The organism is Sphingobacterium daejeonense (genome assembly GCF_901472535.1).
Taxonomy (GTDB): domain Bacteria; phylum Bacteroidota; class Bacteroidia; order Sphingobacteriales; family Sphingobacteriaceae; genus Sphingobacterium; species Sphingobacterium daejeonense.
The window spans coordinates 1,966,768-1,989,584 of the sequence record NZ_LR590470.1 but is presented as its reverse complement, the minus strand read 5'-3'; the positions used below and the strand labels follow the sequence as shown (position 1 = coordinate 1,989,584).

The window sequence follows — 22,817 nt, the reverse complement described above, 5'->3', positions numbered from 1 at the left end:
CTTGACAAATAAAACATGCTCAGTCAAGCAATTCACATACCAATTAAAACTCTCATTTGTAGGATATTGTTTAAATATTCCAAAAGGTTATCAAAATAGAAAACTTTAGCAATGACTAAATTTAATCAATAATTTCAGCACAAAACCATTGATTAACACATACTATATCTTTATTAAATTTTTTAATTAATGTTATTTTTGTTATCTTTGCACCACATTCACCTATTATTTCGCGATTAACTATTCTTGCCTCTAGGCATTAATTTTTTAACGCATTCTATTTTTCCCATTGATGGGAATCTCAAAGCCTTGTTGGAACAATCAGCATTTTTTATGGCTATTTGAAATATTGATTTAAGGATTAATAAATTAAAATATAATATATGACAGATTTTAAAGTTGGAATTATTGGTGCTGGCCCTAGCGGTTTGGCAATGTTAAGAGCATTTGAATCAGAGCAGAAAAAAAGGTAATCCCATCCCAGAAATTAAATGTTATGAAAAACAAGATAATTGGGGCGGTATGTGGAACTATACTTGGAGGACAGGCGTAGGAAAATATGGCGAACCCTTGCATGGAAGTATGTACAAATATCTATGGTCCAATGGACCAAAAGAGTGTCTAGAATTTGCAGATTACACGTTCTCTGAACATTTTGGACAACCAATTTCTTCGTATCCCCCACGTGAGGTATTGTTTGACTATATCCAAGGCCGAATCAAGAAAAGTAATGCCCGAGACTTTATTAAATTCAATACGGTAGCCCGTTGGGTAGATTATTTGGAAGATAAAGAACAATTCAGGGTAGTATTCGATGACCTTCAAAAAAATGAAACTTTCGAAGAATTTTTTGATTACCCTAGTAGTAGGAACCGGACATTTCTCAACACCAAATATGCCCTATTTCAAAGGGATTGATAACTTCCCCGGGAGCCGTAATGCATGCGCATGACTTCCGCGGCGCTGATCAGTTTGTAGACCAAAAATTATTACTGATTGGAAGCAGTTACTCAGCTGAAGATATTGCCGTGCAATGTTTTAAACATGGTAGTAAATCAGTAACGATTTCGTACAGAACCAATCCTATCGGAACAAAATGGCCAAACGGCATTAAAGAGAAACCTTTGGTTACTCATTTCGAAGGAAATACCGCATTTTTTAAAAGATGGAACAACCGAAGAGTATGACGCAGTTATCCTATGTACCGGTTATCAACATAAATTTCCATTCCTACCTGACGAATTGAGACTGAAGACCAAGAATTGCCTCTACCCAGATAATCTGTATAAAGGTGTTATTTTTAATGACAATGAAAGATTGATATTCCTTGGTATGCAAGATCAATATTATACTTTCAATATGTTTGATTACCTCAAGCTTGGTATGCAAGAGACTATATGTTAGGCAGAATAAAAACATCCAATAAAATCACTGAGAGACGCTGATATCCAAAAATGGATGGATTACGAAGCAAAGACAGTAACTGGACCTGATCACGTAGATTTCCAAACAGATTATATAAAAGATTTGGTAAGCTATACAGACTACCCTACTTTCAATTTGGACAAAGTAGCGGATATGTTCAAATGCTGGTTGAAACGATAAAGAAATTAATATTCTCAATTATCGTGACCAAGTTTATAAATCCGTCATGGACGGAACCAGTGCCGAACCGCATCATACTCCTTGGATGAAAGAGATGGATGATAGCCTGGAAAGATACCTCAACGAGGAGGTTACAATGGATGGAAAAAGATTTAGATAAAGTAATAAACTACTAATAAGTAAGGCCGCTAAAAAGCGGCCTTATAAATTTTTACTTTTTAAAAATATGATAACTTGTTACTTCTTTCTTAATATCCAAAAACATCTATTTCCGCTAAATGGGTTGAAGCTTGATTATTGAAATTATCTTTCATGGTAATTTTAATTTGCTTTAGATATTGCGGTTGGATTGGAAATATCTGACTTTCCAGTTCCTCTCTATCCATTTCTTGATCTTTAAGAAGTGTAACCCATGTTTTTCCATCTTTCGATCCTTCGATATCAAAAGTTTTGAATCCATTAGAATTATTTTGTCTTCTTGTAAGTCCAATTTGAGTACATATATTTCGTTCTTAAAATCAATCTGAATCCAATGAGGGAAATGGCGGACTACTTGGTGACCACATCGAGTGCCAAAATGTCGAAGTATTTCCATCTATTAATGCTCTGGCTATACCATTTCCTTCACCTTCTCCAGATTCTTGAATAGACGATGCTGTGGCTGTCCACTCAGATTTTAAATGTGATTTTTCGACTACTTCGGCAACATAAAAGATAGTGGAACCATTGTTTTTGAATTGGAATCCTTGAGAATTAGAGGCTTTTAAGGCCAAAAAGATATTTCTTCTCAAGATCAAATTTCTCAGGATTATAAGTCAAAAGTCAAAAATTCAGATGATAGCTGCCCTGATTTAATGGTAGCTGAATTTTTATCAATGGCAATAACTGCCCGCAGGAAAAGACAAATATTCTTCTTCACCTCTATTTTTCCGAGCCAAATTGACACTATCCATAGCCGCCTTGTCTTCTTCGAAAACAACTTGTATATCTGAGGATGGTAATCCCAAACCTCCATAATTAACGCTAAACAAGTCTTTCTTTCTGCAATTTGGGGAAATAATTGCAAATCTTGATAACCATTTACTGCTTTTTGAACACTCAAAAATACCCCGTCTTTTGTATCTGTCAACTCCTCATATGAGGCTTCTTCTTTTTGACAACTTATAAATGCGAATGCACTTAACGCCAATACTATAGTTGATTTTTTTATAAATTTCATGTTTTAAACAATTTTAATAGCCAGGTACTTGAACTAATTGTTTGTTTCTATCGATTTCCATTTGGTGCCAAGGCATAAAATAGAATCTATCATTCCACTCCGCACGTCTTACTGCAACTACTCTTTTATGGAAGTTTGGATCGCTTAATGAAGACCCTTTAGTCATATCCATTCCATAATAGTTTCCTCCTTGTTTATAACCTTCTGAATCTGCTACTTTCCACCTTCTTACATCGAAATATCTTTTGCCTTCAAATGCAAGCTCTATTCTTCTCTCTAAACGAATTTCTTCACGCATTCTGGCTTGGGAAAGTCCAGTTGCAATGTTAGGTAAACCAGCTCTATTTCTGACTTTATTCAAATAAGTCGTAATATCTGGATGGTTTGGCTGATATTCATTTAGAGCTTCAGCGTAGTTTAGGTAAAGTTCAGAAAGTCTAATTAAACATTGCAGCACGGTTAACTGCCACTGAAGGATTTAAGCTATAGGTAGGGTGAATGTTTTTTCTAGCTGTATATCCTGTTTTTGGCCAATCACGAGGAGCACCATTTCTTCCAGAATTACCTGATGGGTAAAATTCTACTCTTGTCATCCCAGCTTTTGCTGCGCCAGGAATAATAGATCCATTAAAAGTTACTGATGAATAGAATCTAGGTTCTCTATTAACATACATGTTATTCGTTCCTTCAACATAATAAGGTGTACTTTCTTGAACATATGTATTTTCATTGTAAGAAGAACTTTGATGAATTGATTGGCCATTAGCCATCCTGAAGTCATCAACTAATTCTTGAACCAACGCCAATCCGTTATATGGTGTTCCGGTTACCGCTCTTGGGGCAGCATGAGTTTCCCACTGGTATCTATTTGGTGGATGGTCTGATCCAAACTCCTTCCGTTTGATATCCTTCCCAATAAACATTACGAGTTGATAAGAATGCAGTTTCAAAATCATCTTTTCCATTTTTAACAAAAAGTGATTTTCCATTTTTCTCCGCAAAATCTATTGCTGATTTTGCAGCTGTCGCTGCTTTTTGCCATTTGGAAGCATCGAATGTTGAACTAATTAGTTGTTTACCGTCAGGGTTTCTCCAATTAGCTAAGTCTGAATTCCCATTGTAAAGTGGACTGGCTGTAAATAAGGTTATCTCTGATTTTACCGCTTCAACAACTATTTTACCAATCCGACCAAGTTGAGTATCAGTATGTTCATCAGGCATATCGGCAGCAGCTTCGTCCATTTCTTTGATGATAAAAGCTACACACTCGTCCCAGCTACTTCTAGGTATTTTGATAATTATCGCCAGCAGCTTCCTCTTCATTGACAGGTAAAATAACTACTGGTCCAAATGATTTCATCATCAACCAATAATAATATGCACGTAAATACTTTGCCTCCGCTTTATATTGTTTAATTAAGGTTTCACCATTTTCAGCATCTCTTAATTCCTGACATTTTATCCACATTATTAATGAATATCCCACACTGTCTGATTTTTCTATAAATTCTAACATATGGTGTAGGTACATTATCTGAAGAAATAGCCCCCTGAATTGAAATTATTCAATGTACCATCAACCCAATTTGAAGCATCAATTTCATCCGTTATTGCTGAATAATAAAAAGAATAGGGTTGATTCCAAATGTCTGGAATCTCATTATATAAAGATCCCCAGTAGTTTTCAGTTTGACTACGATTTGAGAAAATACTCTCAATGTTCAGCAAATTATCAGGTTGTGCATCAAAAAAATCATCATTACAGCTTTGAGTAAATAAACTCATTCCTGCAAATAATGCTAAAAACTTTAATTTATTATATCGAAATTTCATTTTAGTCTATTATTTAAAGTTAATTCTTAGTCCTAAGTTGAATACTCTTGTATTAGGATATTACTGTTCCTCTTCCATCACCAAGTTCTGGATCCCAGAATTTCCATGGCGATACCGTAAATAGATTCGTTCCATTTACATATAATCTCAAATTATTAATGCTGAGTCTGTCTAAGAAAGGTTTATCTTGAAAATTGTAGCCAAGCTCGGCTTGTTTCAACCTTAAGAAATCAGCTCGCTTAATCCACCAAGTACTTTGGTAATAATTGGTAGTAATTGTTTCATTTGTGGATAACCTAGGATATAAGGTTTCCTTATCTGGGTTTTCAGGATCCCACCTATCCAATACATATTCATACATATTACCATATGTAGCTCCTTGTGAGAAAGGAGTGACTGCATATCCTGAAGCATAGTTCATGTCAACCATACCTACACCTTGGAAAAACAAACTCAATTCAAATCCTTTGTATCCTCCCCCTAGGGTAAGTCCATAAGTTAACAAAGGGGTGTCACCATACCCAATCGCTGTTTGATCCATAGAATTAATAATTCCATCACCATTTAGATCCTTATATTGAATATCACCTACCCTTACATCTCCAGACTGAGTGGGTGAATTGGCAATTTGATCATCAGATTTAAACAATCCTTCAGCTATATAACCAAATCGTTGAGAAATTCGGTGGCCCTCACGATCTAAATAAGGATATGCCCAAGGTGGTAAATTGTCACGAACTGCTCTATTTGAATTGTAATTCATTGTCCCTCTTGCCATAAAGAATCCATTGACCATTTGTTTGTTATATTCCAAAGTCAGATCAATACCCTTATTAGCGGTTTCTCCAATGTTTAAAAAAGGCACATTGTTAGAGTTATAACCAGAAATGTAAGGAATATCCAACCCACGCATCAGAATACCTTTTCTGTCCTCCTTAAATAACTCGGCTATTAACTGTAGATCGTTGTTGAAGAAATTTAATTCTATACCAATATTATGGCGATAGGAGGTTTCCCATGTCACCTCTCCTCTTAGTAGCTTTTCGTAGTAACCTCTATAGGTACGCTGAGATCCTGGGATGCCAAAACTATAAGTATATCCATCTTCTTCTTGTTGGTACTGTGTCAAATATAAAAATCGTAAATCTGGGTTATTTAAACTTGCATTCCCTGAACTACCATAAAGAATATCTCAATTTAAAGTGTGGAATCACAGATTTAATAGGTTCAAAGAAACTTTCATTTGACACGACCCATCCAGCTCCAACTGATGCAAACAATCCATATCGATTATCTGGTGTAAAATTGTCTGATCCTGAATAAGAAAAATTTGATTCAAACAAATATTTTTCTATCATAGGCGTAAGTAGCACGACCAACTAAATTTCTTTGTCTATAAGGAATTGCTGCTTGGTAAGACTGAACTCTCTCTGCTCCGTCAGCAAAATCTGACTGATTGAATAATAGCAACCCACTTACATCATGTGCACCAAAAAGTTCTATTATAATTCAGAGAAGTTTCCAAATACATTCTTCTAGTAGAAAAACGTTGCAACTCATAAGATAGATCCGGAGAACCTGGATCTGTTAATGTCATAATCAATTCTCCATCTTCATTTCTGCCCTCTGCAAAATAAGATGGAAGATTTCTGCTTCTTTTTAAGATGTTGTCCAGAGTAACATCGAATGCAAATAGTCCCATTCACTTTCAACCCCTCAGTAATAAAATCTAAATCTTGTGTTAAACGTAAATTAGAACGGACTACATTATTATATTTGTTATTAATTCCCGATTGAGTCATTGCTTTATAAGGGTTTTCAGTTGTACCCTTAACGAATGGCCATAATCCATTTGAATATTGGATGGGAGTAATATGTGGTGAATATTGAGTTGCTAATGCAAAGATTTGATCTCTCCCTCTTGCTGGTTCATTAAAATTTGACAAGAAACCATTCAAGCCGAAATCTAACTTTGTTCTTGGAGAAATATTAACGGTCCAAATTACTCGTAAAATTGAATCGATCATATTTCAACGAAGAATTATAACTTTCAATATCTTCTGTTTTAAACTGTCCAGTCTCGTTATAATATCCTAATGATATGTAGTATTGAGCGATATCTGCACCACCAGTAATATTGAGGTTTGCACGGCTATTTGTGGCATTATCTTTAAATAATTCTTCCATACCAGTTAACATTTGGATAAAGATCAGGGTCAACTCCACTTCTATGTTTTTCAATGATATCTGTTGAATAAGCTGCTTCTTTTCCTCTCAACACTTGTCCTTCATTGAATAGTTCCATGAAAGTTGGACCATCTACAAACTTTGGAAGATAAGTGAATCCTGTAATACCTTGTTGTATTTCAGCAGAGATGGAAGGTTTTCCAGCTTTACCTTTTCTGGTGTTAATGATGATTACACCGTTTGCCCCACGTGTACCATAGACTGCTGTAGCTGTTGCATCCTTCAAAATAGTGAATGATTCGATATCTTCTGGATCAATGTTGTTTATATCTCGGTCAGGTACACCATCTACAATCAACAATGGAGTTTGAGGTGAACTAGCAAAAGTAGAAACTCCCCGAACAAATAAATTTGCCCCTGTGCTTCCAGGTCCACCACTACGTTGTGTAGCAACCACACCCGCTAACCTACCCGCTATCGCAGTGGATAAATTTGCTACGGGAACCTTTAATTCTGCTCTCTTTATAGTAGCTTGCGATCCAACGTTACTCCTCTTTTTTCTGAGTACCGAATCCTACAACAACTACTTCGTCAATTCCTGAGAGGTCTTCGACTAAAACAACTGAAATTTCCTTTTGATCTCCTGTAGTAGGCACTTCTTGCGTTACAAAACCTACTAGTGAAATTACAAGAGTAGCATTGTTTGGAATTTCAAGCACAAACCTCCCGTTTACATCCGTAGTCGTGGCTCTTTTAGATTGATCTTTCACTGAAATGGTAACTCCTTGCAAATTGTTACCCTGTTCATCTTGGATTGTTCCAGTGATCAAATGATCCTGTTGATAATTTGAAATTGAACTAATTTTGGAATCTTAGAATTACTAGCATTTACTTCTCCGATCGGATACAATTGGCAGAGTAATAAATGCTACGATTGAACTCCTTTTCCAACTGTGCGGTGTACGCAAAGAAATACCCCGTAAGGTCGTAATTGGTAATTTGTTTTTTCATCGTAATTTTTAGTGGTTAGACTTGATTATTTTCGTAATAATAACCACTATGTTTTGCAAATAAAAGTATCAATCCGATTGGCGCAATTTTCACTTTTTTTATCCCACACGAAAAATTAGCATACATGAAGAATCACTCTTAACTTCGTTTAAACGCCGATATTAGTATTGCAAAGACCATTTAGCTAAAAAATTTCAATAATTAAAATTTTAAGTAAATTATCCCTCTATTTATACGTATTTTGTCAATTGACTCATTTGAATAAAATTAGCAATATAAGTTCTTTTGAGACAAATAATTTTAAGTGTCTTTTGAAAAATATGATGGGATTTTATGTGGGACATTATAAAGGTAATTCAGATACTTTCTTTCTAAACAAGATTTATTCTGAATTGTATTTATTGTGGAAATCACAATTCATTTTCATTATTTTAGATACAACTATTTATAAAACACTATCTCGGAAATGGCTCATAGATCTCAAAACGTTACGGACTATCCAAATAACAACACTATTTTTTCTGTTTGGAAATTTAAAGAAGGATCAGATTTTAAACCTGTCTTTGAAAGGCTATGTGCCTTGGTTTCTAATTTAAATCATTCTTTCGTCGTGAGACTTCCAGATGGAAGGACCAGTTGTATTATGGGAATTGCGCACGATGCATGGATAAAATTAGGAATGCCTACCCCACTACCGAAAGAATTAAAAACTTTCGAACCAATCGTTGGTGGAAAATACACCGCTATATCGACTGAAGGAGACATCCATTTTCATTTGAGAGCAATCAATGCTGGCGTTTGTTATGAAATGGCAAAAGATATCTATGATATTATCAACCCGGTAGCTGACAACTTAGTTGAAGTGCATGGATTTAGATATTGGGATGGACGATCTATTCTGGGTTTTGTGGATGGTACCGAAAATCCTATTGGTGATGAAAGGGCACAATTTGCAATGGTTGGAGACGAAGATCCTCAATATAAAGGCGGTAGTTATCTGTTTGTCCAGAAATATTCACACAATCTAAAAGCTTGGGAAAGCATACCTACATCCGAACAGGAAAAAGTATTTGGAAGATATAAACAATCAGATATTGAAATGACTGATGAGGTTAAGCCTAAGAATTCCCACAGTGCTTTAACAAGCATTACTGATGCAGATGGAAACGACCTCAAAATCGTAAGGGACAACCTGCCATTTTCAAATCCTTCTAAAGGAGAATTTGGCACTTATTTCATTTCTTATGCAAACAAGTTCTCAACAACACACAAAATGTTGGAGAATATGTACCTAGGAAATCCAATAGGAAATTATGACCGTATCTTGGATTTTAGCACTCCTGAAACAGGAACTTTATTCTTTGTGCCGACACAAGAAATGTTGGACAATTATTCTGCAACATAACAGGAAAATAGATCCTTTAAAGAAAAATCCAAAACCCTAGCTTGACAATTCGGATAAAAATCAACCTAGGGTTTTATTTTTTATCTATTTTTGCGAGCATTAAATCAATAGGCAAACAAATGAGAAATAAGCTTTTCAAAAGGAAGAGTCTAGATCTGATCATCAAGGAGAAAGGTGAATCCGAAAGTTTAAACAAAGTCCTTGGCGTTCGAGACTTGGTATCCTTGGGAATTGCAGCCATAGTTGGAGCGGGAATTTTCAGCACGATCGGACTTGCAAGTTATGAAGGTGGTCCTGCAATTTCTCTATTATTTGTATTTGTTGCCTTTGCATGTGTTTTCACTGCAATTATCCTATGCCCAATTCGCCAGTACCATCCCTGTTTCAGGAAGTGCATATACGTATGCGTATGTTGCTTTTGGAGAGCTTTTCGCTTGGATTATTGGCTGGGCTCTTGTGCTGGAGTACGCTGTATCCAATATAGTGGTTTCCATTTCATGGTCTCAGTATTTTGTTACGATGCTTGAAGGATTTGGAATCCATATACCTGCCTGGCTATCAATGGCTCCACAACATGCAATTGAAGCCCAACAGAAACTCACCCAACAAGGACCTGAAGCAATGACCATCGCAGACAACCTTGGTCTTAGAGCTTATGAAACAGCCCCAAGAATCGGTGATATACCTATCATTTTTGATCTCCCCTCAGGTATAATAATCGCATTAATAACATGGTTGGTTTACAGAGGCATCAAAGAATCAAGGCGCGCCAGCAATATCATGGTCTTGGTAAAAATCGGAGTAATTCTTGCCATTATCGTGGGTGGTGCATTTTTTGTAAATCCTGAAAATTGGGTGCCATTTGCTCCAAACGGTTTAACAGGAGTTATGGGTTCGGTAGCAGCAGTTTTTCTTTGCTTTTATTGGATTTGACTCCATTTCAACTACTGCTGAAGAATGCAAAAACCCGCAACGAGATTTACCGCGTGCGATGATCATTACTTTACTGATCTGTACAATACTTTATGTAGCCATCACACTCGTTTTGACAGGAATGGTCAATTATACTGAATTAAATGTAAAAGACCCTTTGGCATTTGTTTTCAAATATATTGGAGTTGATTATTTAGCGGGTATTATTTCGGTTACCTCAGTGATTGCTATCACAAGTGCCCTATTGGTTTATCAATTGGCGCAACCAAGGATTTGGATGACCATGAGCCGCGATGGTCTTCTGTGGAAGAAATTCTCAACTATTCATCCTAAATATAAAACACCCTCCTTTGCTACCATTGTAACTGGCTTTGTGGTAGCAATTCCATCCATGTTCTTTAAAATGGACTTCTTCGTAGATCTGACCTCCGTGGGAACATTCTTTGCCTTTATCTTAGTATGTGCAGGTGTACTTTATATGGATTATTCAGGATTGTCGAAAACAGTCAAAATTTAGAGTTCCATATATCAATGGGAAATATCTGATCGGAATGGCCCTATTAACTGCTTGGATATTGATCTGGAAGTTTAATCAGGAAGCCCTATTAGAATGGAAAAACCTTGATTTCATGTACATCGTTGAACATAAATCCCTCATCATAATCTTTTGGCTCGTATGGTTAGTATTATCTGTTTATGGGCTTTAAATATAATTTCTCTTTACTTCCAGTAATTGGGATTTTGATCAACCTTTATTTAATGACTGAACTTGGCAACAAGCAACTGGGTAATATTCCTAATTTGGTTGGGAATAGGTTTGATAGTTTACTTCTTCTACGGATATAAACACTCTAAACTAAACAACTCAGCATCTGAAAGTTAACCATCTTTTCGTAAGCATTTTAACAGCAAGGATATGTTTACATAACCCTCTTTGTCCTTGGTGATTGGTAAACCAATTACAAGTACATCTGAATTGATCACCATTGATAATTACAGTATGTTCAACATCCGTTCCTTTGACTTTTGCTTCGATATATAGCGGGGTATTCACCTTAAATTCCACTGATTCATCAGATACTAACTTTCGTGCATTTTTCAATCTCGGGTTCAAGGCCAATATCCTAGACATTTTAAAAGGTAATCTTCTGTAATAATGCTGACTTTCATTCAAATCATATCCCAACAGTCCCTATGGATGAAAGAGATGCTGTAAGCGCATCCATTGTATCAAAATTGACATCATGTTCAATCGACAGCAACGTTGGATCAAACCATTTCATTCGATTTGAGCAAAGAATTGACAGCTTGGACCCATTCATCAGGAACAGTTTGTATCATATTCTCCAAAACATTGCCTTCACCAGAAAAAACCTCGATATGCAGACGGTGATAAAGCAAGACTTAGTCGCATCTTTCCAAAATCCATTACAAAACAAACAGTTTCAGCATCTTTTTCTTGATATACAACCAAATGATCACAATTATGGCAAAAGACCTTCCAATAACCGTAAACGATGAATCCCACCTATAAAAACTGAATCTTTAGTTTGGATTTGGTGAAAACACAAATTTATTCGCCCTTTTACTTAGATAAAAGTTTGATTTCACAGCAGTTTTAGGAATAGACTGAAAAAGTGGAATGATTTGAATTTTATTTAACCTAAACCTTTCCTCCATTCCTGCTAGGAAAAGCTGTACCGAAGTCAAACCTTTGATCCAGCGTGTCGGCAAACTGACTTTACGCTCGACAACCTTTGATTTTGCTGTGCTCACCGAAACTTCCTTACTTCCCACTCCCATTACCATTTTTTCACCTTTTTTTTATTGAATTTAAGGCATGCAACATGGGCTCATTAAAATCGACATTCGTGGGTGCCACTAGCAATAAATTCTCCATCAATAGCGTCTTCCAACAAGTCCAATCTAGCATATACTCCATTGCACGATGAAAATCCCTCGAAACGAAGCTGTTCAGTACCTGCAGAAAACTATAGGATCAAACATCGTTAAATCAACAGGTCCATAATTTGCTCTAACAACTTTTGAAATAGTCATAAGGCATTTTGCCGTTAATAATGAATCCGTAATGCTACCCCAAAAAAAACATGGAATGTTCGAAATTTCTTCTAATTCTGAACCATGGGAAAGTACCAACTGCTGAATTCCTGACTTTTGAGTTAACTGTGAACTGCTCTTATATAAAACATCTACATCAGACATAATTATGGTTTTAAAATTTTATTGATAATAGGCTGTAAAGATTTTATACTATTCAACTTTGAAAGTGCTTCTATTTCAGTTGAATTTAAATGGTAACCTTCTTTTTGCTGAAGGTCAAAAAGTATTTCCAAGATTTTTTTAAATCCATTTGGCATTTTATCAGCAAAATCGACCTTATTAATTAAAGTGGTCAAATAGCTGGATCAGTGCTTGATTATGCTTAGAACTCACATCTTTCACCTGTCCAAATATATCAGTTACTCTATTGAGAGGGCCATAATTATTGCTGATCAGGAAACCCAACCATTCCCCGATTTCCTTAACTGGCATTCTATTTTTCTAAAATCGCCTGGATAAAAAGTTCCACCATCATTGCCCTACCCGGTTTAGATTTATCGTACATACATGTCGCAATGAAAATCGCAGAATTATAACTCATCCTATAGTGAGGGCTAAGCATTCTCTCAGTGAATTTAGCAGTGGCAGAATTATTCCAATTAGACACTCCATTCACATTAATCAAGAGAACCAATTCTAAAGGTTCAGTATTTAATGGCATAATAGAATGGATGAATTTTATATCGCTTGCATCTATAAATGAAGTCCAATATACATTATTTTGTTTGGTCTGAAATACGTCTAATCCATAGATAAAATTATCAGAATTAGGCTGTTCAGATGGAAATTTGGCTTTTATATCAGTTCCAATCTGTTGAGGTACTGTGCTTTGAGTGTAGTAGTTATATATTTTTTCAATTTTGGGTTCCAATTTAAATTCTGGCCTAAATGGTTTTGTAAAAAATGGAATTTTTTGAAATGGAGCGATTTTCAAACTCTTTAAACTCAGCATCTGGAAATCTCGAACGTGCAATATTTGCCCAAAGAGAAAGATGATAGAGCTCAAAATTTTTGTCAGCAGTTGTATCCTTTTCAAGCCATGGTTTGTTTTTTAATTCTTTGTTATCCGTTAAGCCAATAGCATATTTTAGCAGGTCCCTATAGAATTTGCTACTAATTAATTCGATTTTTTCCTCAATTCCTTCCAGATTCTCAGGAACTACTCTATTTAGTGCTATAGCCAAATCTGTTTGGTAAATCGTTGCCTTTTGCTTTTCATATTTCAATATTCTTTCAACCAAAACTTGTGGATCTATCCAATGAGGATAGTGGGTAGGTAAAGATAACAGCGGTAAGCCGACAGCACCTAAAATATAACTTTGGGTGATCATGCTTAATTTACCAGTGATATCTGCATAATTACTTTTCGCTAGAAAATACTTGGTTTCAGTGATAAACTTGTTATATACTTGAACCTGAGATTCTAAAAAAGAAAGGAAAATCCTAAAATTATTTACACAATATGTTTCTACATATCTCGCATTAGCCTGCTTGACATAAGGTGCGATTTGCTTTTTATGATCATCCGGAAATGAATCCATATGCTGTAGCCAGGCGCTATACAGGATTTCCATTTCCAGCGGATCATCAGATTTAAGCACCTTGCCAATATGAAAAAGCACATCATTCCAATTTTCAGGCATTTCAATTGGATCTGTAAGAAAGTCCGGATACATCGGAGAATATTCATATCCAGTTTCTGTCACTTCTGTTCCATCATCTAAACTAATATTTATTTCCTCAGATTTTTCAGGAAGAAATCCCTTCAATTCTTTAGAAATTGTCCCTAGCATTGAAGAGCTATACAGCTCTAGCTTATTCGAGAGTTCATCATCATTTAAGTCACCATATTTCAAGATAAATTTTGCCGCTTTTTCCTGCAACTGCAAATCCTGTATCATAAAAATATCTGAAACTAAATGAATAATCCTACCTTTTAATTTAGTATCTGTTTTCAACAATTTTTCAAACTGTGAAATGAGGGTCTTGATCCCTGTCTTCAGATCATTACGCATAAAAACCGGCTCTACCCAATTCAGAAATTCCTCTAGCTTAAAATCCTTTTCATGAATGATAACTTTCAAATATTTAATTGCATAATTTATAGGCGTGGAATTTTCTGAATGCAATAAGGGAAAGAATGATTCTTGATGCTTAAGAATTTGGTCAGTTTTCAAATCCATATCATCGATAATGGTCCTGAACAATGCTTTTAAATTATTATTCCAATTCTTAGTCTGAGTTTCTAATGCTAAGTCGAGAATTTGATCGATATCGATCTTATTATGAGCTTTGAGCTCCTTAAACATTTCAAGCCAGAAATATTCTACTTTAGGTGCTGTTTGGGAGTCAAGAATATAATAATTCGTGTGAAGAGGAGTTTCGTATTCAAACACTCCAATTAAATCTCTTTCTATTGCAATTTTATCATCTATAAATTTTTTTATTAGCGAGTTTTTTTCCGACTTGTCCTTGGTATAACTATAATCAGGTAGACTATGAGTAATGATTTCGGCATCATACCTGATGTAACCTAAGTCTTCCATTTCTCTGAGACTCCAATATCCTAAGCCAATGGGTTGATGTATCCGTATTTCATTCCTGAAATATTCCAATAACCAATTAGGTTTTTTCAGCTGAATTATCTCCCAAATCAATGGCTTGAAATTATCAAAATCCAAATCACGTTCATTGAATAACATCCAAAGGTCGGGCGCTCTTGTAGCTTCAGTAAGATTGAAAGTTGCTAATGATAATAAGTTAATGATCATTTGATGGTTTTTATTTCCTCTCCTGCCATACTGTGCATATGGATTATCGGAACCATATTCAGGATCATTGCTCAAATCTATAATTGGTAACCAATATTTTGCAGCAACCTTAACTTCTTTACGGATTAATAGTTCATGGTCATCTGAAAACTCTTTTAAAAACGGAATGACCAACTCTCGTTTCTGAGAATAGATCAGTTCTTTAACTCTTCTGGAAACCTCCGCTTCTTCTTCCTTCTTGGACATAGCCTTCCCAGATTTCGAAATTCTACTATCAGATTCTTTTTGAACCAGATGTTCCATCCTCGGAATAACCTTTCTTTATTTTCTCATTGATTAATTTCTTGGCATCCTTTTCACATTCCTCCTCTGAATCAAACTCCTTTGTTTTACTTTGACCAGAGGTTCCGTTTTTACCATAGGAGACTGTATGACTTTTACCATTCGTACTGATTTCCCAAAACTTATCTGAACTACCGTCAATATATTCAAGGTGTGTAAACATAACTTTCCGTTTAATAATACATACCTAAAATTAAAGAATATTGAATTTAATCCTTAGAAGTTAAATAAGAAAAAATCAAAAGTTATATGGTCGAATTATAAAATTCCGATAGAAATATGAGTCATACAATCAAAAAAAAGGGCTGTCCGAATGAACAGCCCTTTCCAAAAAATCCTACAAAAATTACCAAGCCTGGATTTTGATTAAGATTTTTATTTAGTTGTAACTCTTGAATAGGAAGAGGGTAAAAGTAATCCCGTTTCTCATCAAAAACTTTTTTGATATGCGAATTAATAATCACATTACCACTATTCCCATTTTCCAAAAGAATTTCAGAACCAAGTTTTAAAAGTTGAATACCGGAGGCGTTTGGTTTTGTTCCTTCATATATCCACAAATCTTCCTTATTATCTCCATCAAGGTCAAATTTGCCAATGCTTGGGAAATACATTCCTTTAAATTGACGTGTCAACAATTGCCCACTTTTCCATCTCAGGATATCATCCCAACGAAATGATTCCATAACCAATTCTATTCTACGTTCTCTGCGTACCTCTAGAATTGCCCCTTTCATTGAACCTGTAACCAAAGGATAATCCTTAGCAATATAAGGGTCTGGGTTGGCATTAGCAGTAGCTAATTGCATAGCTGGCATTTCAACTCTTTCGCGTAACAAATTAATAGTTTGATCTAAATCAGTTTGCGTTAAAGTTCCTAACTCAGCCTTAGCTTCTGCATAATTCAACAATATTTCAGCATATCTAAATACTGGCATATCATTTTCTGACCGATTATAATTATCATACTTGACGTCACCCACAAAACTTGATCAATTGATAACCAGTTACTGAATGTCCAAAGTTTGGAGCAATTGGAGCAGCACCTCCAATTCTGGTGTAACCAGGTGTTCTGATTGTTTGTTTAAGTCTTGGATCCCTGTCCTTAATTTCGTCCAAAAACACCATTTTATCGTAATTCGGCTTATCTGTAAAACGACTACCGTCTTTCATGAGATAAGAATTAACCAAACTTTTTTCTAAACCAGGTTTTCCATAAGATGCAGTTATGGTATAATAATTTACGTTATGCCAAATCTGAAGTGCATCAGAGAATTTTCTCGAAAGAATAACTTCCTGTGAGATACTGTTGACTGAGTTGAATAGTCTACCGTAAGAATCTGCGCCGGCTCCTGTAAATAGACTGTATTGACCTGACTCTATCAGCTCTTTCGATGCTGATGCAGCTAATTCAAAATATTTATTTGCATTTGGGAGGTTTAGATCCTTATGATACTTTCTGAACGTACCTTCAAATAAAGCTACCCTTGATTTTAATGCTAATGCAGTCCATTTAGTGACTTTCTCGTCAGATTTTGCATCTGACATATTTGCAATAGCAAAATCTAGATCAGCCATAATTGAATCAACAATGAGAACCCTAGGATCTCGTGCTTTTTTCAATGCTACAGAGTCATCAGGGCTTAATACTTTGCCATACCAATGGTACGTCTCCAAATCTTCTAACTTTTTCATAATAAAAGTATGCTCTGAAAAATTTAGCTATACCGGCATATGGAGCTGCTTCTTGAAAAGACAAATTATTATAACAGTTTTCAAGGAAAAAATTTATATTTCGTAGATCAGACCATGACCATCCACCTCCCGATACCGGTACAATTCGCTTACCTGTCAACTCATCCTGCAAAGTGTTTTTTACAATATTATCAATCGCCTCATTATAAACTCCTTCTGCAGAAGGTAATGCTGCATTATAAAACGAATTTGTGAATAATTCCAAGTCCTTCACGCTCTTAAATGAAACGTCAGGTGAGATATTTGCTCCAGGCTGCCTGTCCAAATAATCCTTATTACAGCCACTTATTAAAACGGCCATAAGTATATATAAAATGAATGTATTTTTCATGATTTAGAATGTAAAGTCAAGTCCGAATGAAAAAGTTCTAGAGTATGGATATGCCCTACCATTTGATTCTTGGGCAGCTTGCTCCGGATCGATATATTTCGAACGAAGTTTAGTTGCTGTCCATAGATTTTCACCAGAAAGGTAAATCCGTGCATTGCTCAATTTTAATTTGCTCATCACTGATATAGGAAGTGAATAACCAATGGTCAAGTTCTTCAACCTTATATAAGCTAGATCCTGTAGATAACGATCTGATTTAACATTTAATGAACTGTTACCGTCTAATGCGATATATCCTCTTAATAACGGGAAGTAAGCATCTGGATTTTCAGGGGTCCATACATCTTCTTCAAAATCTTGAGGCACAAATGAGTAGTATGGTCTAGAATATGGTCCCCAGAACTTATCTGCATTTGAACCTGGCCACCAATTTTGCTTACCAATTCCTTGGAAAAATGCCGACACATCAAAACCTTGCCAGTTGGCTCCTAGATTAACTCCAAAGGTATATCTTGCTCTGCTATTTCCGATAATAACCTGATCTCCAGGATCAAACAAAGTGTTTTTCCCTTCATTAATTGCTTTATCGCCGTTGAGATCAACAAATCTAATATCTCCAGCTTGCAGTTTTGACCAGTCACCAGGAGCTGACAAGCGACGGGCATCAACACGGTCTTGATTCACTCCCCAATTAGCAGCCTCTTCATTGGATTGAAATAAACCATCGATTCGATATCCCCAAATATCACCCAATGTTTGACCTACATAATAATTGTTCAATAGATATTCTTGGTTGTCGAATCTCGTAATCTCAGCTTTTGAATCAGACAATCCTAAACCAAAACTATATCCAAAGGGCTTATCAGATAACTCAAACTGGTCTCTCCAAGCCATTGATAACTCCCATCCCACATTTCTTAAATCGCCCGCGTTCGTTTTCGGTGATGAAGCTCCAAAAACTGCCGGAAGAGTTTTTCCTGGAATCAACATATCTAATGTCTCACGGATGAAATAATCGAATGAGGCGGTTAATCTGTTTTGTGCAAATTCAAAATCAGCTCCAAAATTCAGTGTACTTGTTCTTTCCCAGGTTAAGTCTTGAGAGATAGGTGAAGGAGAACTTAAGTATTGCACCCGACCACCGTTCATAATATATGCTGCATTTCCAGCTCCTAACAATGGAATATAACCATAAGGTGATGCTTCTTGAGCATTACCCAAAGAGCCATAGGAAACCCTTAATTTAGCTTCATTAACAAATTGTTTGGCCGACTCTAAAAATGGCTCTTCCATAATTCTCCATCCTGCAGAAAATGAAGGGAAAAAACCATATCGTTGACCACTCGGGAATTTGGAAGTACCATCATAACGTCCATTTACTTCCAATAGATATCGCCCTTTGAAATCATAATTGATCCTACCGAAAAATCCCTGCAATGCCCAAGATTCCTCACCTCCTCTTAATAAAGGTACACCAGTACCTAAATTGAAATCATTAAGATCCTCCGATAAAAGGTTAGTTTGCGTACCTCCAACATTACGCCATAAACTTAATTCTTGGTTATATCCAGCAGTAGCTCCGATATTATGATCACCAAATCTTTTATTAAAATTCGCAAAGATATTTAACGAATGCTTTCTATAGTGCTCAAGGTTCTCTACCAATTGATCATTCCCTAAATAACTAATCTCTCCAGGGTAAATTGACCAAGGAGCTTGAACCCTTCTCTGGAATTTATCAATTGGATTATAAGTAAATGTATAATTTCCGGTGATTGTCAAGCCTGGCATTATTTGAGCAACAGCTTCAAATAAATTGATAAATTCATATTCTTTCTCTCCACCTTTTGATTTACCATATAGTAAATCTGCCATAATGCCGTCTCCTATATTATAATTATTCAATTCCGTCCTATAGGTGGCTGTACCATCAGGGTTTTTGGGGACATAAGAAGGTAAAGCATGAACAGTTGTAGATATAAAGTTATTATTTGCATCTACACCACTATTCCATCCAGGAAATGTATAATTTTGATAATTGATTGCGAATTATTGCTGACTTTCAACCAATCAGTTACTTGACCATTAAGTCTAGCTCTTAAATTGTACCCTTCAAATTTGTCTTGTTGGATTTCATCAATCCTCCTTTTTTGATACATCCTACCAGAAATATAATAGTCCATTTTTTCTGAACCACCGGAGAAGGTCAAGGCATGCTCCATTGAATTCATCTTATCACGATAAAATTCGTTCCACCAATCTGTATTTGCATAATACACATATTGATCTTTTCCATTTCTATTTTGGATAACTACGGAAGGTAATGAGGGATCATTTTTTCGTTTAATAATTCAGCATAATCATCCTCAGTATAGTTTGTATAACTATTCCCCCGTTGCTCTCAAGAATGCTTCATCATTTAGTCTTGCAGCGTCATAACCGGAAGTTATAAAATCTGTATTGACGGTTAGATCTGAGGTTCCAAAATTATTGCTGTAACCAATGGTCATTTTCCCTGCTTGTCCTTTTTTAGTAGTAACTAGCATTACTCCAAATGCTCCCCTAGCACCATAAATTGCAGCAGCAGAAAGCATCTTTCAAAACTGAAATAGATTCGATATCCTTTGGATTGGATAGTATTAATATTACCGGAACTCCATCTATCAATACCAAAGGAGCAGCGTTTGCAGAGTTAATTGAAGCAAACCCACGGATATTCACTTTTCCTTCACCTCCTGGCCTACCGTTTGTAAAAATTTATATTCAGATTTGGTACAGCTCCTTGTAAGGCCTGTGTTGCATTTGCCACCGGTCGATCTTGTAAAACTTTCGAATCAATTTGTGCTACAGCACCCGTTAAATTTACTTTTTTTTTGCTTTCCATAACCTACAACGACTACTTCATCAAGGTTCTGATCTGATGCAACAATGGTAACATTCATTTGGCTACCTGTTACTGTAACAGTTTTGGTAGTAAATCCAACCATCGAAATCCTAAGTTCATTACCAACAGATCCAGATATCTCAAAATTCCCATTCTCATCCAGTCTGGGTACTGGAACCTAAAAGAAAATATTGCTGATAGATGCTCCAACAACAAACTTCCCCAGTTTCTGAAGTAATTTTTCCTCTAATAACGTTTTGATTGATCACATAAGCCCGGTCTAAGTCAACATGCCTGTAAGTAGCATGAGCGGCAGACCACGAAAGCAGTGAAAGGCCCACTAAAATGGGCACAAAGGCAGAGTTTCTTTCATGGTTTAAAGTATAAGTTTCCTTGCGTGCAAAGAAAGGTTTTACAATATTGGTTTACGATTAATTATTTGTTACCAAATAATTAAGTTGTTAAAAATTTGTTATTGATCAGATAAACATAATACAAAAATAACAAATTTAAACATTCGATTATATAGTATTTAAACAAATGTAAATCAGTTGAATTATACTATATAATTAATTATTTTCTATTTTGTAATAATATTAATACATAAAATATTTTTAATTAACCTAAGTGACACTCCTAAAAATCATCGGATTTTTTCTAAAAATTTTTTCAAAAATTTTTCAAAAAAAGGGCTGTCACAAATGAACAGCCCTTTCCAAAAAATCCTTCAAAAAATTACCAGCCTGGATTTTGTCCTAAGTTTGGATTTCTGTCAATTTGGGTTTGTGGAACTGGCCACAAATAATTCTTAGGACTTTCGAATGCGCGGTTCCATTGAACCACCAAAAAGCCCTGAGCATTTTTCCTGTAAGCAGAACCTGCCAATGAAGGAAACCAAGAAGCTTTAACTCCTTCGATATCCTTACCAAGGCGATCTCCTTCTTTCCATCTTCTAACATCAAAATAACGCTGTCCTTCCAAAACCAACTCTACCCTTCGCTCACGACGGATTTCCGTGCGTACATCCATGCCATTTTGGGCCAAGAAACTTAACTCCATGTGTTTCATCCCAAACACGGTCACGCAATAGGTTAATAGTTTTATCTAAATCATCTTGCGTTAATTTCCCTTGTTCCATCCTTGCTTCTGCATAAGTCAACAACACTTCAGCATAACGGATATGATGGATATCATTATCATCACGATTGTAATTTGGAACAGCAGAAAGGTCTACATATTTCTTGTAATAATATCCCGTTGTAGTAACAGAACCTCGACCATCCTGAGTGAATTTCGGAACCATAAAAATACTTGGATCGGCATTCTCAGAAACTGGTCTGCCATCATAACGGCCACCCCATTTATCACCTGGCGTAAGGATCGTCTGAGTCATCCTTGGATCCCTGTTCTTGAAAACATCCTCATAAGTAGCATCTTTATACAATGGAGACTTCTCAATCGGTAACCCATCAATACATAGATAAGAATCTACTAGAGATTTTGTAGGAACGAAACGAGCAAATTGATCTGGAACTTGAATCTCCCTGCTCAAGTTGTGCATAATGACATCCATTTTGTGTAAACGGGCAAACAATGTTTCCTTATTGTTTCCTAATGCCAATTTGCCATTGCGGGTAAATAAATCGTAATATGCTGTTTTTGGATCGCCGTTGCTGTACAATTTATATACGCCCATATCCATTACGTCCTTAGCAGCCTTTTCAGCCACATCATAACGGCCATAAGCCAAAGCAATTCTAGCTTTCAGAGCCAAGGCTGTCCCCTTGCTTACACGACCCAAATCCTTGCCCGAAGGAATTTTCTCAGGCAAAATTGCCGCAGCCTCATCCAACTCCTTTAAAAGAAAATCAACAACTTCTTTTTGAGAATTTCTACCCTCATATAATTGAGGATCATCGGGATCCAAAGGAACCAATACCAAAGGAATATCTCCGTAAAAGGAAGTCAAAAAGCTGTACCCTAGCGCACGGATTACCCTGACTTCTGCGGCTAATCGTGCATTTGCACCTGGTTCGGTTTCTTGAGCACGCTCATAATTCGCCAAGAAGGCATTCGACTCCCGGATATCACGGTACATATTGCGCCATTCATTGTCAACTGTGGGTTGGGTAACTGGAAAAACCCCAGATCCAATATCCTTGTATTCGGTTGTCGTTGGCCACATGGTATTCTCACCCATGTTTTCCATATCGACGATATTCTTAGCCTTTACTCTGGAGTAAATCCCAGTAACTGCCATTTCTAGCTGTTCCTGAGTCTGCCAGTAAGTTTCATCAACGATCTCATCCTCGGGAACGCGATCCAAGAAATCACTGCAGCTGCTCAAAGTACCAATGCCCATCATGAAGATGGCAATCTTGATCTTACTTATTTTATTGAATGATAATTTCATGTCTAAA

40 protein-coding genes are annotated in these 22,817 nt (G+C 36.1%); 8 read left to right on the top strand and 32 right to left on the bottom strand.

Going from position 1 to position 22,817, the window contains the following annotated elements; genetic code table 11:
• The first annotated feature begins 447 nt into the window (after positions 1–447).
• The 3 genes from FGL31_RS23375 to FGL31_RS23365 all read left to right on the top strand — a co-directional run bounded on the left by FGL31_RS23375 (position 448) and on the right by FGL31_RS23365 (position 1,605).
• On the top strand, positions 448–918 hold the full coding sequence (locus FGL31_RS23375) for a hypothetical protein (protein WP_197734166.1): 471 nt from the start codon (positions 448–450) through the stop codon (positions 916–918).
• Positions 915–1,187: a hypothetical protein gene (locus FGL31_RS23370; protein WP_197734165.1), complete on the top strand. Its 273-nt coding sequence runs from the start codon at positions 915–917 to the stop codon at positions 1,185–1,187. The genes FGL31_RS23375 and FGL31_RS23370 overlap by 4 nt, the downstream gene beginning before the upstream one ends.
• A 271-nt stretch (positions 1,188–1,458) precedes the next feature.
• Positions 1,459–1,605 (top strand): hypothetical protein, encoded by a 147-nt coding sequence (locus FGL31_RS23365; RefSeq protein ID WP_197734164.1) that lies wholly within the window; start codon positions 1,459–1,461, stop codon positions 1,603–1,605.
• Positions 1,606–1,853: 248 nt separating this feature from the next.
• Here FGL31_RS23365 and FGL31_RS09500 read toward each other — a convergent pair whose 3' ends face one another.
• From FGL31_RS09500 to FGL31_RS27735, 14 genes are all read right to left on the bottom strand, one after another.
• Positions 1,854–2,096, bottom strand: a complete 243-nt coding sequence (locus FGL31_RS09500) for a discoidin domain-containing protein (RefSeq protein WP_262709237.1) — start codon at positions 2,094–2,096, stop codon at positions 1,854–1,856.
• 27 nt (positions 2,097–2,123) lie between these two features.
• Complete coding sequence (locus FGL31_RS09495) at positions 2,124–2,396, bottom strand: discoidin/SUN/FTP domain-containing protein (protein WP_138090917.1); 273 nt, start codon at positions 2,394–2,396, stop codon at positions 2,124–2,126.
• 17 nt (positions 2,397–2,413) lie between these two features.
• The gene (locus FGL31_RS09490; RefSeq protein WP_138090914.1) at positions 2,414–2,824 is read right to left on the bottom strand and encodes a hypothetical protein; all 411 of its coding nucleotides are present in this window, start codon (positions 2,822–2,824) and stop codon (positions 2,414–2,416) included.
• A gap of 13 nt (positions 2,825–2,837) precedes the next feature.
• Positions 2,838–3,281, bottom strand: coding sequence for a RagB/SusD family nutrient uptake outer membrane protein (locus FGL31_RS27745; RefSeq protein WP_171017602.1), 444 nt, complete (start codon positions 3,279–3,281; stop codon positions 2,838–2,840).
• Positions 3,262–3,747 carry a RagB/SusD family nutrient uptake outer membrane protein gene (locus FGL31_RS27740; protein WP_171017601.1) on the bottom strand — a complete coding sequence of 162 codons (486 nt, stop codon included), beginning with the start codon at positions 3,745–3,747 and terminating at the stop codon, positions 3,262–3,264. The genes FGL31_RS27745 and FGL31_RS27740 overlap by 20 nt, the downstream gene beginning before the upstream one ends.
• Entirely contained in the window at positions 3,689–4,147 is a 459-nt protein-coding gene (locus FGL31_RS22610; protein ID WP_171017600.1) for a RagB/SusD family nutrient uptake outer membrane protein, read from the bottom strand. The genes FGL31_RS27740 and FGL31_RS22610 overlap by 59 nt, the downstream gene beginning before the upstream one ends.
• The gene (locus FGL31_RS09475) at positions 4,107–4,310 is read right to left on the bottom strand and encodes a RagB/SusD family nutrient uptake outer membrane protein (RefSeq protein WP_138090905.1); all 204 of its coding nucleotides are present in this window, start codon (positions 4,308–4,310) and stop codon (positions 4,107–4,109) included. Before FGL31_RS09475 ends, FGL31_RS22610 begins: the two co-directional genes overlap by 41 nt.
• 44 nt (positions 4,311–4,354) lie before the next feature.
• The gene (locus FGL31_RS09470) at positions 4,355–4,657 is read right to left on the bottom strand and encodes a hypothetical protein (RefSeq protein WP_138090902.1); all 303 of its coding nucleotides are present in this window, start codon (positions 4,655–4,657) and stop codon (positions 4,355–4,357) included.
• Between the two features lie 52 nt (positions 4,658–4,709).
• Positions 4,710–5,786 (bottom strand): SusC/RagA family TonB-linked outer membrane protein, encoded by a 1,077-nt coding sequence (locus FGL31_RS09465; protein ID WP_138090899.1) that lies wholly within the window; start codon positions 5,784–5,786, stop codon positions 4,710–4,712.
• A gap of 351 nt (positions 5,787–6,137) precedes the next feature.
• Positions 6,138–6,359 (bottom strand): hypothetical protein, encoded by a 222-nt coding sequence (locus FGL31_RS09460; protein WP_138090896.1) that lies wholly within the window; start codon positions 6,357–6,359, stop codon positions 6,138–6,140.
• Positions 6,360–6,646: 287 nt separating this feature from the next.
• Positions 6,647–6,844: a hypothetical protein gene (locus FGL31_RS09455; protein ID WP_138090893.1), complete on the bottom strand. Its 198-nt coding sequence runs from the start codon at positions 6,842–6,844 to the stop codon at positions 6,647–6,649.
• Positions 6,828–7,370 carry a TonB-dependent receptor plug domain-containing protein gene (locus FGL31_RS09450; protein WP_138090890.1) on the bottom strand — a complete coding sequence of 181 codons (543 nt, stop codon included), beginning with the start codon at positions 7,368–7,370 and terminating at the stop codon, positions 6,828–6,830. Before FGL31_RS09450 ends, FGL31_RS09455 begins: the two co-directional genes overlap by 17 nt.
• A 19-nt stretch (positions 7,371–7,389) precedes the next feature.
• Positions 7,390–7,674, bottom strand: coding sequence for a carboxypeptidase-like regulatory domain-containing protein (locus tag FGL31_RS09445; RefSeq protein ID WP_171017598.1), 285 nt, complete (start codon positions 7,672–7,674; stop codon positions 7,390–7,392).
• A gap of 58 nt (positions 7,675–7,732) precedes the next feature.
• Positions 7,733–7,855 carry a hypothetical protein gene (locus tag FGL31_RS27735; protein WP_262709076.1) on the bottom strand — a complete coding sequence of 41 codons (123 nt, stop codon included), beginning with the start codon at positions 7,853–7,855 and terminating at the stop codon, positions 7,733–7,735.
• Positions 7,856–8,321: 466 nt separating this feature from the next.
• Between FGL31_RS27735 and FGL31_RS09440 the strand changes: the two genes are divergently transcribed.
• The 4 genes from FGL31_RS09440 to FGL31_RS25200 all read left to right on the top strand — a co-directional run bounded on the left by FGL31_RS09440 (position 8,322) and on the right by FGL31_RS25200 (position 11,076).
• Complete coding sequence (locus FGL31_RS09440; RefSeq protein ID WP_138090884.1) at positions 8,322–9,260, top strand: Dyp-type peroxidase; 939 nt, start codon at positions 8,322–8,324, stop codon at positions 9,258–9,260.
• Positions 9,261–9,503: 243 nt separating this feature from the next.
• Entirely contained in the window at positions 9,504–10,193 is a 690-nt protein-coding gene (locus FGL31_RS27730; protein WP_262709075.1) for an amino acid permease, read from the top strand.
• Positions 10,183–10,710 (top strand): APC family permease, encoded by a 528-nt coding sequence (locus FGL31_RS27725; protein ID WP_317131136.1) that lies wholly within the window; start codon positions 10,183–10,185, stop codon positions 10,708–10,710. Before FGL31_RS27730 ends, FGL31_RS27725 begins: the two co-directional genes overlap by 11 nt.
• A 252-nt stretch (positions 10,711–10,962) precedes the next feature.
• Entirely contained in the window at positions 10,963–11,076 is a 114-nt protein-coding gene (locus FGL31_RS25200) for an amino acid permease C-terminal domain-containing protein (protein ID WP_317130988.1), read from the top strand.
• Here the strand turns inward: FGL31_RS25200 and FGL31_RS23360 are convergent.
• A complete protein-coding gene (locus tag FGL31_RS23360) occupies positions 11,059–11,325 on the bottom strand; it encodes an SWIM zinc finger family protein (RefSeq protein ID WP_197734163.1) in 267 nt (88 codons plus the stop codon). The two genes, FGL31_RS25200 and FGL31_RS23360, sit on opposite strands and share 18 nt — an antisense overlap.
• A 62-nt stretch (positions 11,326–11,387) precedes the next feature.
• On the opposite strand from FGL31_RS23360, the gene FGL31_RS23355 reads away from it, so the two are divergent.
• Positions 11,388–11,714: a hypothetical protein gene (locus tag FGL31_RS23355; protein ID WP_197734162.1), complete on the top strand. Its 327-nt coding sequence runs from the start codon at positions 11,388–11,390 to the stop codon at positions 11,712–11,714.
• Between the two features lie 24 nt (positions 11,715–11,738).
• Here the strand turns inward: FGL31_RS23355 and FGL31_RS23350 are convergent, their stop codons facing one another.
• The 17 genes from FGL31_RS23350 to FGL31_RS09390 form a co-directional block, all read right to left on the bottom strand.
• Complete coding sequence (locus tag FGL31_RS23350) at positions 11,739–11,990, bottom strand: hypothetical protein (protein WP_197734161.1); 252 nt, start codon at positions 11,988–11,990, stop codon at positions 11,739–11,741.
• Between the two features lie 177 nt (positions 11,991–12,167).
• Entirely contained in the window at positions 12,168–12,416 is a 249-nt protein-coding gene (locus tag FGL31_RS23345) for a hypothetical protein (RefSeq protein WP_197734160.1), read from the bottom strand.
• Positions 12,417–12,418: 2 nt separating this feature from the next.
• On the bottom strand, positions 12,419–12,610 hold the full coding sequence (locus FGL31_RS27720) for a DUF7825 domain-containing protein (RefSeq protein ID WP_138090878.1): 192 nt from the start codon (positions 12,608–12,610) through the stop codon (positions 12,419–12,421).
• Positions 12,594–12,746: a DUF7825 domain-containing protein gene (locus FGL31_RS27715; protein WP_171017597.1), complete on the bottom strand. Its 153-nt coding sequence runs from the start codon at positions 12,744–12,746 to the stop codon at positions 12,594–12,596. Before FGL31_RS27715 ends, FGL31_RS27720 begins: the two co-directional genes overlap by 17 nt.
• A 1-nt stretch (position 12,747) precedes the next feature.
• Positions 12,748–13,248, bottom strand: a complete 501-nt coding sequence (locus FGL31_RS27710; RefSeq protein ID WP_138090875.1) for a DUF7825 domain-containing protein — start codon at positions 13,246–13,248, stop codon at positions 12,748–12,750.
• Positions 13,199–15,331, bottom strand: coding sequence for a DUF6493 family protein (locus tag FGL31_RS09410; RefSeq protein ID WP_138090871.1), 2,133 nt, complete (start codon positions 15,329–15,331; stop codon positions 13,199–13,201). The genes FGL31_RS27710 and FGL31_RS09410 overlap by 50 nt, the downstream gene beginning before the upstream one ends.
• 28 nt (positions 15,332–15,359) lie before the next feature.
• Positions 15,360–15,590 (bottom strand): WGR domain-containing protein, encoded by a 231-nt coding sequence (locus FGL31_RS09405; protein ID WP_138090868.1) that lies wholly within the window; start codon positions 15,588–15,590, stop codon positions 15,360–15,362.
• A gap of 121 nt (positions 15,591–15,711) precedes the next feature.
• On the bottom strand, positions 15,712–16,365 hold the full coding sequence (locus FGL31_RS25195; RefSeq protein WP_512745611.1) for a RagB/SusD family nutrient uptake outer membrane protein: 654 nt from the start codon (positions 16,363–16,365) through the stop codon (positions 15,712–15,714).
• 37 nt (positions 16,366–16,402) lie between these two features.
• Entirely contained in the window at positions 16,403–17,122 is a 720-nt protein-coding gene (locus FGL31_RS25190) for a RagB/SusD family nutrient uptake outer membrane protein (RefSeq protein WP_232046529.1), read from the bottom strand.
• Positions 17,064–17,513, bottom strand: a complete 450-nt coding sequence (locus FGL31_RS25185) for a hypothetical protein (protein WP_232046527.1) — start codon at positions 17,511–17,513, stop codon at positions 17,064–17,066. The genes FGL31_RS25190 and FGL31_RS25185 overlap by 59 nt, the downstream gene beginning before the upstream one ends.
• A 3-nt stretch (positions 17,514–17,516) precedes the next feature.
• A complete protein-coding gene (locus FGL31_RS25180) occupies positions 17,517–19,556 on the bottom strand; it encodes a SusC/RagA family TonB-linked outer membrane protein (RefSeq protein WP_317131135.1) in 2,040 nt (679 codons plus the stop codon).
• Positions 19,511–19,792, bottom strand: coding sequence for a hypothetical protein (locus FGL31_RS25175; RefSeq protein ID WP_232046525.1), 282 nt, complete (start codon positions 19,790–19,792; stop codon positions 19,511–19,513). The genes FGL31_RS25180 and FGL31_RS25175 overlap by 46 nt, the downstream gene beginning before the upstream one ends.
• Positions 19,793–19,897: 105 nt before the next feature.
• Positions 19,898–20,107 carry a hypothetical protein gene (locus FGL31_RS25170; RefSeq protein ID WP_232046519.1) on the bottom strand — a complete coding sequence of 70 codons (210 nt, stop codon included), beginning with the start codon at positions 20,105–20,107 and terminating at the stop codon, positions 19,898–19,900.
• A complete protein-coding gene (locus FGL31_RS25165) occupies positions 20,076–20,234 on the bottom strand; it encodes a TonB-dependent receptor plug domain-containing protein (RefSeq protein ID WP_232046516.1) in 159 nt (52 codons plus the stop codon). The genes FGL31_RS25170 and FGL31_RS25165 overlap by 32 nt, the downstream gene beginning before the upstream one ends.
• A 113-nt stretch (positions 20,235–20,347) precedes the next feature.
• On the bottom strand, positions 20,348–20,500 hold the full coding sequence (locus FGL31_RS25160) for a hypothetical protein (protein ID WP_232046514.1): 153 nt from the start codon (positions 20,498–20,500) through the stop codon (positions 20,348–20,350).
• Between the two features lie 632 nt (positions 20,501–21,132).
• On the bottom strand, positions 21,133–21,426 hold the full coding sequence (locus tag FGL31_RS27705; protein WP_262709074.1) for a RagB/SusD family nutrient uptake outer membrane protein: 294 nt from the start codon (positions 21,424–21,426) through the stop codon (positions 21,133–21,135).
• Positions 21,398–22,810, bottom strand: a complete 1,413-nt coding sequence (locus tag FGL31_RS09390) for a RagB/SusD family nutrient uptake outer membrane protein (protein ID WP_262709073.1) — start codon at positions 22,808–22,810, stop codon at positions 21,398–21,400. The genes FGL31_RS27705 and FGL31_RS09390 overlap by 29 nt, the downstream gene beginning before the upstream one ends.
• Positions 22,811–22,817 lie beyond the last annotated feature (7 nt).